This window comes from Streptomyces roseoviridis (genome assembly GCF_039535235.1).
Classification (GTDB): domain Bacteria; phylum Actinomycetota; class Actinomycetes; order Streptomycetales; family Streptomycetaceae; genus Streptomyces; species Streptomyces roseoviridis.
Genome location: NZ_BAAAWU010000001.1, coordinates 7205704 through 7218640 on the forward strand (window position 1 = coordinate 7205704; position 12937 = coordinate 7218640).

The following is a 12937-nucleotide window of genomic DNA, read 5'->3' on the forward strand; positions in this document are numbered from 1 at the left end:
CCGTCAGACCGCGAGGTCGAGGCGGACGGAGCCCGCGTGACGGCGACCCTCCGTCCGGGTGACGCCCGCCCGTCCGACGGAGGTCCTGAAGCCCTGTGCGGGCACCGCCCGGGCGGCTACGGTGGACGGAAGATCGTTTCGGCATCCCGGAACGGCGCCGGAAGCGCAGGCGCCCCGGAATCGGAGAAGGACGCACATGTCGGCACCCGCCCGCCCCCACGAGCCCGAGGTCCTCGTCCACACCGAGGGCCGCGCCGGCTTCCTCACCCTGAACCGGCCCCGCGCCATCAACGCCCTCACCCACGCCATGGTGCGCCGGATCGACGACGCCCTGACGCGGTGGGAGCACGACCCGGCGGTGACGACCGTGGTCCTGCGCGGCGCGGGCGAGCGCGGCCTGTGCGCGGGCGGCGACATCCGGGCCATCCACGACGACGCCCGCGCCGGCGGCACCGCGTCCGTGGCCTTCTGGCGCGACGAGTACCGGCTCAACGCCCGGATCGCCCGCTGGCCCAAGCCGTACGTGGCGTTCATGGACGGGATCGTCATGGGCGGCGGCGTCGGCGTCTCCGGCCACGGCTCCGTCCGGATCGTCACCGAACGCTCCCGGATCGCCATGCCCGAGACCGGCATCGGCTTCGTCCCCGACGTCGGCGGCACCCGGCTGCTGAGCCACGCCCCCGGCGAACTCGGCACCCACCTCGCCCTCACCGGCGCGCAGGCGGGCGCCGCCGACGCCCTCCTCACCGGTCTCGCCGACCACTACGTGCCCTCCGCGGCCCTGCCGGCGCTCGCCGACGACCTCACCCGGCTGCCCGCGGCCGAGGCGGTCGCCCGCCACGCCCGCCCCGCGCCGCCCGGCGAGCTGGCCGCCCGGCGGTCCTGGATCGACACCTGCTACGCCGCCGGCACCGTGGAGGAGATCATCGGGCGCCTCACCGACTCGGGCGTCCCCGAGGCCAAGGAGACGGCGACCCACCTGCTCACCCGCTCGCCCACGGCCCTGAAGGCCACCCTGGCCGCGCTGCGCCGCGCCCGGGCCCTGGACTCCCTCGAAGCGACCCTGAACATGGAATTCCGGCTCTCCTGCGCGGCCCTCTCCTCGCCGGACCTGGTCGAGGGCATCCGCGCCCAGGTCGTCGACAAGGACCGCGCCCCGCGCTGGTCGCCGCCGACCCTCGACGGCGTGACGGAGCGGGCCACGGAGCGCTGGTTCGCCCCGCAGCCCACCGGAGAACTGGGCCTCACGGCGCCGGAGCACTGAGGGAGCGGACAGGAGGCGGACACGCACCCGGTCACCGACCCGCCGGCACGGCCCCTCAGGCCCGCTCGTCCGCCGCCTCGTCCAACGTGAAGAGCCCGCCCTGCGGATCGCGCACCGACGCACGCCGGCCCGCCGCGACCGGCCAGCCGTGGTCCGCCTCGGGGACCAGCGAACCGCCGTGCGCGAGCACCGCGGCGGTCGCGCGCTCCAGGTCCGGGACCCGGAAGTGGACCAGCCAGCGCGGGCGCAGCTGAGGCTGAGGGGAGGCCGCCTCCACCGGACCGCTGTTCAGCCGGGCGATCGCCTCGCCCTGGCTGTACAGCACGACCTGGTCGTCCTCGTAGGCCACCTCGAACCGCTCCACACCACCGTTCAGCCAGTCCAGGACGCCCCCGTAGAAGACGGCCGCGTCGAAGGCGTTGCGCGTGTGCAGTTCCAGCCACGCGGGCGCGTGGTGCTCGCCGAGCCGCCAGCGGGAGGACACCCGGCCCTCCCACACGCCGAACGCCGCGCCCTCGGGATCGGTGGCCAGCGCCGCCCGGCCGCGCGGCGGGAACGCCACCGGACCCACGCCGACCGTGCCGCTGCGCTCGCGGATGCGGGCCACCGCCTCGTCCGCGTCGGCCACGGCGAAGTACGGCGTCCAGGCGACCGGCATGGCCATCCGGACGGCCACCTCGCCGATGCCGCCCACCGGCACCCCGTCCAGTTCGCCCACCGAGAAGCCGTGCCCCAGCGGACCGTGCCGGAAGGTCCAGCCGAGCACGGCCCCGTAGAACTCCTCCGCCGCGCCGAGGTCACGCACCGCCAGACTCAGCCAGCAGGGCGCGCCCGGCTCATCCGCGGTCAGCGGCACCCGGCTCACCTCACTCCCGCTCTCGTACATCTGCTCTGTTCCGTACATCGCATCCCCGCATCCCGGACGTCTCCTCCAGCCACCCTCGCCCCGACGCCCTGCCGACGCCACTCAGGGGGTGCCCGCACGGTCGGCCCACGGCCAGCGCAAGATGGTTCCATGCTGTTGACCTTCGAACCCGTCCTCGAACGCATCGCCGAGGAGATCGCCGGCCTCACCGCGCGCGGCCGGTCCGCCGACTACATCCCGGCGCTGGCCTCCGCCGATCCCACCCGTTTCGGGATGGCCGTGGCCGAGCTGGACGGGACCGTGTACGGCGTGGGCGACTGGCAGCACCCCTTCTCCACCCAGTCCGTCACCAAGGTCTTCACGCTCGCCCTCGCCCTGGCCCGCAAGGGCGAGGCGCTGTGGGAGCACGTCGGCCGCGAGCCCTCCGGCAACCCGTTCAACTCCCTGGTCCAGCTGGAGTACGAGAACGGCATCCCGCGCAACCCGTTCATCAACGCGGGCGCGCTCGTCGTCACCGACCAGCTGCACCGGATGACCGGCGACGCCTCCGGCGTCCTGCTGGACTTCCTGCGGGCCGAGAGCGGCAACCAGGACCTCGACTTCGACCGGGACGTCGCCGCCTCCGAGACCGCCCACGGCGACCGCAACGCCGCGCTCGCCCACTTCATGGCGAGCTACGACAACATCGCCAACCCGGTGCCGACCCTGCTGCGCGAGTACTTCCGCCAGTGCTCCATCGAGGCGTCCTGCGCCGACCTGGCCCTCGCCACCGGCTTCCTCGCCCGGCACGGCATCCGCGCCGACGGCTCGCGGCTGCTGAGCCGCAGCCAGGCCAAGCAGGTCAACGCCGTGATGCTGACCTGCGGCACGTACGACGCCGCCGGCGACTTCGCCTACCGGGTCGGGCTGCCCGGCAAGAGCGGGGTCGGCGGCGGCATCATCGCCGTGGTCCCGGGCCGCTGCACGCTGTGCGTGTGGAGCCCCGGCCTGGACGAGCGCGGCAACTCGGTCGCCGGCGTCGCCGCCCTCGACCGGTTCACCACCATCACGGGCCTCTCGGTCTTCTGACGACCGCCCGGCCGCCGGCCCCCGGCCCGACCGCGCCACCGCGCGACCGGCCCTCCAGCCCTCCAGCCCTCCGGCCCGACCGCCCTGCGTACGCGACCGGGTCGGCATACGCGACCGGGCCGGGCGGCCGCCACCGGGCCGGGACCACCGGCCCGGCCCACCGTCCGTCAGGGCGCGTCGCGGACGACCACGAACGCCTCCGTCCGCTCCTCGCCCTCCGCCGGGAGCCACCACGCCGTCACCGCGCCGCGCGCCCCCGCCGCCGGCTCCTCGCCGGTCCCGAGCACCCGGACCACCCGCAGCTCCGGAGCCCCGCTCCCGAACCGGATCACCGTGCCGTCCGGGCCGTCGGTCACCGACGCGTCGGACACCGGCGCCCACCCCTCGTCCCCTTCGACGGTGGCGGTCACCTTCGGGTCGGGCGTGTCGGACTCGCTCTGCGCCTGCGGCTCCGCGCGGCCCCGCAGCAGCGCCCGCAGCTCGGCGAGCAGCACCGGGTCGTGCGTCCCGTCGTACACGTACCGCGTGCCGAGGACCCCGTGCTCGGAGGTGCCGACGAGGGACTGCTCCGCGCCCTCCAGCGGCGCGCCCCGGTACGTCAGCGGCACCAGGTATCCGTGCCGGTCGGCGGCCGACGCGTCGCGCACCACCATGAACTCGATGCCGACCTCGCCCTCGGGGTCGTCGAGCCGGAAGCCGCCCGCCTTCTCCAGGACGGGGGTGCCGCCCGTCGCCGGGTACCAGGGGCGGGTGGGGAGCCAGTCCTGAAGGAGCTCCAGCTTCGTCGGCGTCATGGTGGTCCGGTGGATCACAGACATCTCGGGTACATCCCTCCGTGACGGTACGGTCCCGGTCGGCGGACCGCCCCGAAACCGTACCGCCCCACGATCTTGCTCAGCCGTCCGCCCCCGGCGCGTGCAGCTCGCCCGAACGCGCCACCCGCGCGTACCAGCGGGCACTGGACTTCGGGGTGCGCCGCAGCGTCTCGTAGTCGACGTGCACGGCACCGAACCGCTTCGCGTAGCCGTACGCCCACTCGAAGTTGTCCAGCAGCGACCACAGGAAGTAGCCGTGCACCACGGCCCCCTCCTCGACCGCCCGGTGCAGCGCCTCCAGGTGCGCGTGCACATAGGCGGCGCGCTGCGGGTCGTGCACCGACCCGTCCGGGGCGACCACGTCCTCGTACGCCGCGCCGTTCTCGCTGACCACCAGCGGCAGCCCGGGGTGACGGACCGAGATCCGGGTCAGCAGGTCCTTCAGGCCCGAGGGGTCCACCGGCCAGCCCATCGCCGTCCGCTCCCCGTCCGCCTGGTGGAAGGCGACGTCGTCGGCGCCCGGCCAGGGCGAGAACTCGCTGTTGCCGTGGCCGTCGTCCTGGGGCTTCTCCTCGCCCTCGGCGACGTGCGAGACGACCGTGGGCGTGTAGTAGTTGATGCCCAGCCAGTCCAGCGGCTGTCCCACCGTCGCCTCGTCACCGTCCCGCACGAAGCCCCAGTCGGTCAGGTGCGCTGTGTCGGCGAAAAGCTCGCGCGGATAGCCGCCCTCCAGCATCGGGCCGAGCCAGATCTCGTTGCCGACCGTGTCGATTCGGCGGGCCGCCTCCACGTCCGCCGGCGACGGCGTCAGCGGGCGCACCTCGTGCAGGTTGAGCGACACCGCCAGCTTCGCCCCGGCCGGCAGCGCCGCGCGCAGCGCCCGCACCGCGAGCCCGTGCCCCAGGTTCAGGTGGTGGGCGGCCCGCAGCGCCGCCACCGGGTCGGTGCGGCCCGGCGCGTGCACCCCGGAGCCGTAGCCCAGGAAAGCGCTGCACCACGGCTCGTTGAGCGTCGTCCAGCGGGTGACGCGGTCGCCCAGGGCGTCGGCGACCAGGGCCGCGTACGCGGCGAACCGCTCGGCCGTGGACCGCTCCGGCCAGCCGCCCGCGTCCTCAAGTTCCTGCGGCAGGTCCCAGTGGTAGAGGGTCAGCGCCGGCTCGATCCCGGCGGCGAGCAGCTCGTCGACGAGCCGCCGGTAGAAGTCCAGGCCCTTCTGCACGGCCGGCCCCCGGCCGGTCGGCTGCACCCGCGACCAGGACACCGAGAACCGGTAGGCGTTCAGGCCCAGTTCGGACATCAGCCGGACGTCCTCGCGGAAGCGGTGGTAGTGGTCGACGGCGACATCGCCCGTGTGCCCCTGGAAGACCTTCCCCGGGGTGTGCGAGAACGTGTCCCAGATGGACGGCGTCCGGCCGTCCTCGGCCGCGGCGCCCTCGATCTGGTACGCGGCGGTGGCCGCGCCCCACAGGAAGTCGGAGGGGAAACGGCGGACGGCGGTGAGCGGCCGGGTGTCGGACGCGGTCATAGGAGAGGGCTCCCAACGCAAGAGAGACGGATGCGGTACGAAGGAGAGGCGGGCCGGGCCGTCAGCTCTTGACGGCGCCCGCGGTGATCCCGCCGACGATGTGCTTGCCGAGCACGGCGAACACCAGCAGCAGCGGCACGGTGGAGATCAGCGCCCCGGTGAGCACCACCGCCTGGTCGACGCTGTGGTTGCCGGCGCCGAGGCCGGCCAGCGCCACCTGGAGGGTGGGATTGCCGTCGGGGGTGAGCGCGATGAACGGCCAGAAGAAGTCGTTCCACGCCTGGACGAAGACCAGCATGCCGAGGACCGCCATCGCGGGCCGGGCGACCGGGAAGACCACGTGCCAGACGATCCGCAGCGAGTGCGCCCCGTCCATCCGGGCCGCCTCCACCAGCTCGACGGGCAGCGCCTCGATGAGGAACTGGCGCATGAAGAACACGCCGAACGCCGCGACCAGCGAGGGCAGGACCACCGACTGGAGCTGGTCGACCCAGCCGAGGTCGGTGATGATCCGGTACAGCGGGATGACGCTCAGCTGCGGCGGGATCGTCATCGTCGCCACCACCAGGGTGAGCAGGACGTTGCGGCCCTTGAACGGCAGTCTGGCGAAGGCGAAGCCGGCCAGGGTGGAGAAGAGGACCGTGGACAGCGCCACGAGCGAGGCCACGACCGTGGTGTTGACCAGGGCCTCGCCCATGTCGACCTGGTTCCAGGCGAAGGTGAGGTTGTCGAACAGCCGGGGTCCGGGCAGCAGCGGCGCCGGGGCCGTGACCACCCGCTCGCCGGTGTGCGAGGCGGCGACGAGGTTCCAGTAGAGCGGGAAGAGCGAGGCCAGCGCGGCGAGGCCGAGCAGGACGTAGGTGAGGGGTCCGGCGTGGTGCTGCCGGCCGGCCTTCTGCCGGAATCGGGTGCGCACGGGTTCAGCCCCCCAGCTTCTTGCGGTCGGTGCGGGCGACGAGCGCCTGGATCCCGCCGATCAGGAGCAGGAGCAGCAGCATCACCCAGGCGATGGCGGATGCCTGGCCGAGCGCGCCGGTGACCCAGCCCTTCTCGTACATGAGCAGGCTGAGCGTCTGGAACTGGTTGCCGCTGCCGCCGGAGATGCCCACGCTGCCGCCGTAGAGCATCGGCTCGCCGAACAGCTGGGTGGCGCCGATGGTGGAGACGATGACCGTGAACAGGATGGTGGGACGGATGGAGGGGATCGTGACGCTCAGGAACTGGCGCCAGCGCGAGGCGCCGTCGAGCGCCGCCGCCTCGTACAGGTCGTTCGGCACGGCCTGCATCGCGGCCAGGTAGATCAGCGCGTTGTAGCCGGTCCACCGCCAGGTCACGATCACCGAGATCGCGATCTGCGCCGGCCAGGTGGAGGACTCCCAGTCGACCGGGTCGAAACCGACCACGCCCAGGGCCGAGTTGATCAGCCCGTAGTCGGTGTTGAACAGCTGCGCGAAGACCAGGGTCGCCGCCGCGATGGAGGTGGCGTAGGGGGCGAGGACCGCGACCCGGAAGAACCCCCGCCCGCGCAGCTTGTAGTTGAGCAGATGGGCCAGGCCCAGGGCCATGAGCAGCTGCGGGACGGTCGAGATGACGCCGATGGTGAAGGTGTTGAGGAGCGCGTTCCAGAAGAACTCGCTGTCGGCGAGGTCGGTGTAGTTCGCGAGGCCCTTCCACTCCGGTTCGCCGCCGAGCTCCACCCGGTTGAGCGAGAGCCAGCCGGTGTAGAGGAGGGGGAAGAGGCCGAAGGCGGCGAAGGTGAGGAAGAAGGGGGCGACGAAGGCGTACGGCGTCGCCTTCAGGTCCCACCGGTAGAGCCTGCTGCGCCGGGCGGACGGTCCGCCGGAGCGGGCGGAGCCGGGGCGGGGGGAACGGGAGGGCGGTGCGTCGGGCGACGGGGGGCCGCCGTTCCTCGCCCGTACGGAGGTGGCCACGGGGGCGTCCTTCCAGGTCGGTGCGTACGGGGTTGGGCGGGGGAGCGTCGCGGTGCGGGCCCGCCGCGACGAGCGGGCCCGCACCGCCTCCCGCTACTGGTCGATCTTGTCGTCGACCAGCTTCCTGACGTTCTCCCAGGCCTTCGCCGGGTCGGTGCCGCGCTGCTCGATGTCGAGGATGCCGTTGTCGGTGAGGAAGGTCTTCACCTGGCCGTCCCAGCGGCTGATCGGGGCCGGCTTGATCTGGGCCGCCGCGGAGGCGTAGATCTGTCCGACGGGGGTGTCGCCGAAGTACGGCAGCTTGGCACCCACCACCGCGGCCGAGGAGAGGGTGTCCTTGGTGGACGGGATGTTGCCGTTGACCGCGAACACCTTGGCGTGCTGCTCGGGGGCGGTCAGCCAGGCGGCCAGCTCGGCGGCCTCCTTGGCGTGCTTGCCGGACTTGGGCACGGCGAGGAAGGAACCGCCCCAGTTGCCGGCGACCGGAGGCGCGGCGATGTCCCACTTGCCCTGGTTGGCGGCGCCCGCCTGGTCCTTGATGATGCCGGTCATCCAGCTGGGGCAGGCGACGGTGGCGAACTTCGAGTTCTTGAAGGCGGCGTTCCAGGTCCCCTTCTCGTCGAACTGGCGCAGCTTGGCGGTGAGTCCGCCCTGCGCCGCCGCGACGGCGGTGCTCCAGGCCTTCTTCACCCCGGGGCTGGTCTCCCAGGCCAGCTCGCCGCCGGCGCCGGCGTACTGCTCGGGGTCGCTGTTGACGACGGCGTTGAACAGACCGCTCGCGGAGTCGTGGAAGAAGGTCCCGGCGGGCGCGTTCTTCTGGTAGGTCTTCCCCGTCTCCAGGAACCGGCCCCAGTCGCCCGACCACAGCCGGCCGACCTCGGTGCGGTCGGTGGGCAGCTTGGCCTTGGCGAAGAGGTCCTTGTTGTAGCAGATGGCCATGGGGCCGATGTCGGTGCCGAGGGCGATCACCTTGCCGTCGGCGGTGGTGGCCTGCTTGACCTTCCAGTCGAGGAAGGAGCTCAGGTCGGCGCCGCCGGTCTTGGACAGGTCGACCCACTTGTCGGCCATCGCCGAGCCGGTCGCCTCGGCGATGTAGCCGACCTCGATGGCCTGGATGTCGGCCAGGCCGCTGTTGCGGGAGAGGCGCAGCTTCAGGGTGTCCCAGTACTTCTGGCCGTCGGCGACGTTCGACTCGACGATCTTGATGTTGGGGTGGGTCTTCTCGTACTCGGCGTAGAGCTTGGCGCCGGTCTTGTTGTCGTAGCCGAAGGAACCGAAGGTCCCGACCCGCAGCGTGATCGTCCCGTCCTCGGCGGCCTCCCCTCCGTCGCCGCCGCATCCGGTGAGCAGGGCGGCGCCGGCCGTCAGGGCCGCGACCGCCGCGAAGGCGGTGCGGCGGGTGCGGCTCGGGACCCGTCTGCTGCTGGAAGTGCGCATTCCACTCTCCTCGTCCAAAAGGTGGTGCTGATGGGAGCGCTCCCACGTCGTCGTTGCCGGAAGGTTGCTGCCTCGCGGGTGGAGGTGTCAAGACATGAACGCGGATTCGTTGCACGGTGAGGTGCGGTGCGACTCGTGCCCGGATTCGAGTAGTGTGGGAGCGCTCCCATGCTTCGGTGCTCGAAGGACACCGCTTGTTCGGGGGGTCGGACAGTGGCCTATCTTGACCTGATCGCCGCATGGCACGGGGCGCCAGGCCGCACGAGGGGAGTACGAGAGGCGTGAACGGACGGCAGAGTGGCAGACCCACGCTGGAAGAGGTCGCGGCACGGGCAGGAGTCGGCCGGGGCACCGTGTCCCGGGTCATCAACGGCTCGCCCCGGGTGAGCGCACAGGCCCGCGAGGCCGTGCACCGCGCCATCGAGGAGCTCGGATACGTGCCCAACCAGGCGGCCCGCGCGCTCGCCGGGAGCCGCACCGACGCCATCGCCCTCGTCATCCCGGAGGCCGAGGCCCGGCTCTTCGCGGAGCCCTACTTCCTCGACATCATCCGGGGCGTGAGCGCCGAGCTCGGCGAGGCCGACAAGCAGCTGCTGCTCACCCTGGTCCGCACCGAGCGGGAGCGGCAGCGCTTCGAGCAGTACCTCGCCGCCCAGCGCGTCGACGGCGTCCTGCTCGCCTCCGTCCACGCCGACGACCCGCTGCCCGACCTGGTCCGCGAACTCGGCCTGCCGCTCGTCCTGAACGGGCGGCGCACCGCCGACGAGTCCGCCGCCTACGTCGACTCCGACAACCGGGGCGCCGGGCGCGCCGCCGTCGCCCACCTCGCCGGCCGGGGCCGCCGCAGGATCGCGACCGTCACCGGACCCCTCGACATGTACGTGGCCCGGGCCCGCCTCGACGGCTACCGGGAGGGCATCGCGGCGGCCGGCCTCGAGGACGACGAACTCCTCGTCGCCACCGGCGACTTCACCGAGGAGGGCGGCCGCCGCGCGATGCGCGAGCTGCTCGGGCGAGCCCCGGACCTGGACGCCGTCTTCGCCGCCTCCGACGTCATGGCCGCCGGTGCCCGCGGTGTCCTGCGCGAGGCCGGCCGCCGGGTGCCCGAGGACGTCGCCCTCGTCGGCGTCGACGACTCGGCCGTCGCCCGCCTGATGGACCCGCCGCTCACCAGCGTCCGCCAGCCCATCGAGGAGATGGGCCGCACCATGGCCCGGATGCTGCTGCGGGAGCTGGCGGAGCCCTCCGCGACGGCCGGGGAGCGCCCGCGACGGGTACTGCCGACGGAGCTGGTGGTGCGGGAGTCGTCCTGAGGGCGGGAGCGGGGTGAGCAGGGGCCGGCCCGTGGGCCGGTTCAGCCCAGCCGGCGGGCCATGAACAGCGCCTGCTCGCCGGCCGACTCCGTACCGTCGTAGAGCGAGGTGTCCAGGCCGCAGAAGGCGAAGCCCCACCGGAGGTAGGCGCGCACGGCGGGTGCGTTGACGTTGCTGACCTCCAGCCAGGCGTGGCCGGCGCCGCACTCCCGCCCGAAGCCGACGGCGTGCTCCATCAGGGCCCGGCCCACGCCCCTGCCCCGCCAGGCGGGCGCGACCTCGATGTCGCGAAGGGTGAGGCGGGCGTTCCAGCGCTCGAAGGAGAACGTCACGAACCCGGCGACGGTGTCCCCGTCGACGGCGACCACCGTCCGGCGCGGACCGGGCTCGCCGTCCTCCTCCTCGTCCTCGTCGTCGTCCTCGGGGAAGACCTTGAGCAGGGGCGGGTCCACCGGCACCGGGCGAATCGTGAAACCGTCCTCGGCGGCCGTCACCTCGTAGACGTGGTCGGTCGTGAACGAGCCGTCGAGCCGTGCGATCGCCTCGTGGTCCTCGGGCCGGGCGAGCCGGTAGCGCAGGGTGTCCGCGTGCTGTGTCATGGGTCGACCGTACGTCCCCCGGCACGGCGGACGCGGGCCGGTGCCCACGGGCACCGGCCCGCGAGGACGGCCGGATCAGGCAGGGCTCAGAGCGCCGGGTGGGCGTTCTTCAGGAGCTCCTGGAACTGGGCCGAGAACCACTTGCCGGACAGCGGTGCGTCCGGGAGGGCGCCGGACATGCTGTTGCCGTTGCGGGGGTTGCCGGTGTACGTCGGGTCGCACATGCGGTCGAAGCCCTTGCCCTCGTCGTTCGGGATCTCCTTGCTCGCGCCGTCGGACTCGCCCGGGGGCTTCATCCAGACGTACGCGTCGATGCCCGCGGCGGGGGCCGCCTGGGGACGTTCGCCGAGGCCCGCGCCGGCCTGGTTGCACCAGTTGCCGGGGTTGATGCGTCGGTCGATGCGGCTGCCCTCGACGTAGGCGTCGACGGAGGTCTTCGCCGCCGGGCCGGCCGGCCGGTTGGCGCCGCCCCACCCGTTGCGGGAGGTGTCGATCAGCATGCCGATCCTGCTGTCGAAGCCGAGCGAGACCAGCTTGTTCCGCATGGCCTGGGCGTACGACTGCTCGTCGACGTACTGGTTCCAGTCCACCCACTTCGACTGGCGCACCGTGGTGCCGTTGACGGTGTCCGTGACGGAGAAGTGCGGTTCGACGGTGGCGCTGTAGTTCGCCGTGTTCACGATGAAACCGTGGACGTGGGCGACCGTCGAACCCTCGGCGGTCGCGGCCTGCTTGAACAGCTCGGCGGAGGGACCGAAGTTGGAGTCCCAGCCCAGCCAGCCGTGGTGGCCCGCGTCGACGTAGTTGTAGACGTTCGGGATCGCGCCCAGCTTGCCGAGCGCGTAGCCCACGCCCTTGATGTAGTTGCCGTTCTCCTTCATCGTGTTGCAGTTCGCCGTCTCGGTCGGCCGTCCGGCGACGTTGGTGACGAGGTTCGGCAGCGAGTCGATCTCGACCGTCGTGACGATCCGCAGGCCCGCGTACTTCGGGTCGGCGAGGATCGCCGCGATCGGGTCGATGTACTCGCTCTTGTAGCGGTCGATCTCCGTCGGTCCGAGCTCGCCGTTGGAGGCGAGCGCGGCGCAGTCGCGGCCGGGCAGGTTGTAGATGACGAACTGGACGACGAGCTCGCCGGACCCCTTCTGCCTCAGGGCCTCGTCGAGGTGGGCGCGCAGGCCCATGCCGCCGTTGACGCCGTTGATGGCGGCGATCCGGTCCAGCCAGACACCGGTGGGCTGGTTCGACACCTTGGTGCCGCCGGGTTCGGCGGCCGCGTGGGCGGACCACTCGGGGTTCACGTACACCTTGGCGCCGGCGTAGGGGTTGTCGGCCTTGGTGCCGGCCGGCGGCGGGGTCGTCGGGGGAGTGGTCGGCGGTGTCGTCGGTGGCGTGGTGGGCGGCACCGAACCGGTGCAGGTCACGCCGTTGAGCGTGAAGCTCGCCGGGACGGCGTTGGTGCCGCTGTAGGTGGCGTTGAAACCGAAGGAGGTCGAACCACCGGTCGCGAGCGCGCCGTTGTACGACAGGTTCTTCGCGGTCACGGCGGCGCCGGACTGGGCGAGCGTGGCGTTCCAGCCCTGGCCGACCTTCTGGTCACCGGCGTAGGACCAGCCCAGCGTCCAGGCGTTGACCGGGTCGCCGAGGTTGGTGACGGTGACGTTGGCGGTGAAGCCGGTGTTCCACTGGTTGGCGATCTGGTAGTCGACCTTGCAGCCCGCCGCGGCGGCGCCCGCGGTGGCGGTGCCGAGCGCGGTGGCCGTGGCGCCGGTGGCGGCGATCAGGCCGAGCGCCGCCAGCAGGGCGGTGCGGTTCTTCGTGCGGCTCATGGAGTGGGAGTTCCTTCCAGGGGATGAGGGCGCGCAGGTGGTCGCGCGGCCCGATGGCGAATGTGCGGGGAGTGCCGTCGCAGGAACTGATCAGCGCGTGACCGGAGGTGTGGTTCCGGGTGCTCCGGGTGTTCCGGGTCCGGCCGAGGTGGGAAGGGCCGCGGTCGTCGGACCGCTTCGTGACGCGGTCGATGAACGCGGGTGCCGCGGGTGTCTCACCGCTCTCGCCCGTGGGCACGGGCACGTGGGCGGCTACCGGGGCGAGGGGTGTCGTGCCGGCACGTACGAGCACTC

General features: G+C 72.6%; 11 protein-coding genes. 3 read left to right on the forward strand and 8 right to left on the reverse strand.

Annotated elements, in window-relative coordinates; genetic code table 11:
- The first annotated feature begins 196 nt into the window (after nucleotides 1–196).
- Complete coding sequence (locus tag ABD954_RS32470; protein ID WP_345491501.1) at nucleotides 197–1264, forward strand: enoyl-CoA hydratase/isomerase family protein; 1068 nt, start codon at nucleotides 197–199, stop codon at nucleotides 1262–1264.
- A gap of 55 nt (nucleotides 1265–1319) precedes the next feature.
- Here the strand turns inward: ABD954_RS32470 and ABD954_RS32475 are convergent, their stop codons facing one another.
- Complete coding sequence (locus ABD954_RS32475) at nucleotides 1320–2168, reverse strand: VOC family protein (RefSeq protein ID WP_345491503.1); 849 nt, start codon at nucleotides 2166–2168, stop codon at nucleotides 1320–1322.
- Nucleotides 2169–2279: 111 nt separating this feature from the next.
- Here ABD954_RS32475 and ABD954_RS32480 point away from each other — a divergent pair, with 111 nt between their 5' ends.
- Nucleotides 2280–3197: a glutaminase gene (locus ABD954_RS32480; protein ID WP_345491505.1), complete on the forward strand. Its 918-nt coding sequence runs from the start codon at nucleotides 2280–2282 to the stop codon at nucleotides 3195–3197.
- Between the two features lie 167 nt (nucleotides 3198–3364).
- Here the strand turns inward: ABD954_RS32480 and ABD954_RS32485 are convergent, their stop codons facing one another.
- From ABD954_RS32485 to ABD954_RS32505, 5 genes are all read right to left on the reverse strand, one after another.
- Nucleotides 3365–4015 carry a maltokinase N-terminal cap-like domain-containing protein gene (locus tag ABD954_RS32485; RefSeq protein ID WP_345491507.1) on the reverse strand — a complete coding sequence of 217 codons (651 nt, stop codon included), beginning with the start codon at nucleotides 4013–4015 and terminating at the stop codon, nucleotides 3365–3367.
- A gap of 76 nt (nucleotides 4016–4091) precedes the next feature.
- Nucleotides 4092–5537 carry a GH1 family beta-glucosidase gene (locus tag ABD954_RS32490; RefSeq protein ID WP_345491509.1) on the reverse strand — a complete coding sequence of 482 codons (1446 nt, stop codon included), beginning with the start codon at nucleotides 5535–5537 and terminating at the stop codon, nucleotides 4092–4094.
- Between the two features lie 61 nt (nucleotides 5538–5598).
- Nucleotides 5599–6453 (reverse strand): carbohydrate ABC transporter permease, encoded by an 855-nt coding sequence (locus ABD954_RS32495; RefSeq protein ID WP_345491511.1) that lies wholly within the window; start codon nucleotides 6451–6453, stop codon nucleotides 5599–5601.
- Nucleotides 6454–6457: 4 nt separating this feature from the next.
- A complete protein-coding gene (locus ABD954_RS32500) occupies nucleotides 6458–7468 on the reverse strand; it encodes a carbohydrate ABC transporter permease (RefSeq protein ID WP_345491513.1) in 1011 nt (336 codons plus the stop codon).
- Nucleotides 7469–7561: 93 nt separating this feature from the next.
- Nucleotides 7562–8905, reverse strand: coding sequence for an ABC transporter substrate-binding protein (locus tag ABD954_RS32505; protein ID WP_345491515.1), 1344 nt, complete (start codon nucleotides 8903–8905; stop codon nucleotides 7562–7564).
- Between the two features lie 281 nt (nucleotides 8906–9186).
- On the opposite strand from ABD954_RS32505, the gene ABD954_RS32510 reads away from it, so the two are divergent.
- Complete coding sequence (locus ABD954_RS32510) at nucleotides 9187–10218, forward strand: LacI family DNA-binding transcriptional regulator (RefSeq protein ID WP_425584088.1); 1032 nt, start codon at nucleotides 9187–9189, stop codon at nucleotides 10216–10218.
- Nucleotides 10219–10259: 41 nt separating this feature from the next.
- Here ABD954_RS32510 and ABD954_RS32515 read toward each other — a convergent pair whose 3' ends face one another.
- Together ABD954_RS32515 and ABD954_RS32520 are read right to left on the reverse strand one after the other, a co-directional pair.
- Nucleotides 10260–10817: a GNAT family N-acetyltransferase gene (locus ABD954_RS32515; protein WP_345491519.1), complete on the reverse strand. Its 558-nt coding sequence runs from the start codon at nucleotides 10815–10817 to the stop codon at nucleotides 10260–10262.
- An 86-nt stretch (nucleotides 10818–10903) separates the two neighbouring features.
- Entirely contained in the window at nucleotides 10904–12643 is a 1740-nt protein-coding gene (locus ABD954_RS32520; RefSeq protein ID WP_345491521.1) for a glycoside hydrolase family 6 protein, read from the reverse strand.
- Between the last annotated feature and the right edge of the window lie 294 nt (nucleotides 12644–12937).

Bases quoted from the DNA above. Each gene is read 5' to 3' on its own strand.
- ABD954_RS32470 (WP_345491501.1), top strand. From the start codon at position 197: ATGTCGGCACCCGCCCGCCCCCACGAGCCCGAGGTCCTCGTCCACACC.
- ABD954_RS32475 (WP_345491503.1), bottom strand. From the start codon at position 2,168: ATGTACGGAACAGAGCAGATGTACGAGAGCGGGAGTGAGGTGAGCCGG.
- ABD954_RS32480 (WP_345491505.1), top strand. From the start codon at position 2,280: ATGCTGTTGACCTTCGAACCCGTCCTCGAACGCATCGCCGAGGAGATC.
- ABD954_RS32485 (WP_345491507.1), bottom strand. From the start codon at position 4,015: ATGTCTGTGATCCACCGGACCACCATGACGCCGACGAAGCTGGAGCTC.
- ABD954_RS32490 (WP_345491509.1), bottom strand. From the start codon at position 5,537: ATGACCGCGTCCGACACCCGGCCGCTCACCGCCGTCCGCCGTTTCCCC.
- ABD954_RS32505 (WP_345491515.1), bottom strand. From the start codon at position 8,905: ATGCGCACTTCCAGCAGCAGACGGGTCCCGAGCCGCACCCGCCGCACC.
- ABD954_RS32515 (WP_345491519.1), bottom strand. From the start codon at position 10,817: ATGACACAGCACGCGGACACCCTGCGCTACCGGCTCGCCCGGCCCGAG.
- ABD954_RS32520 (WP_345491521.1), bottom strand. From the start codon at position 12,643: ATGAGCCGCACGAAGAACCGCACCGCCCTGCTGGCGGCGCTCGGCCTG.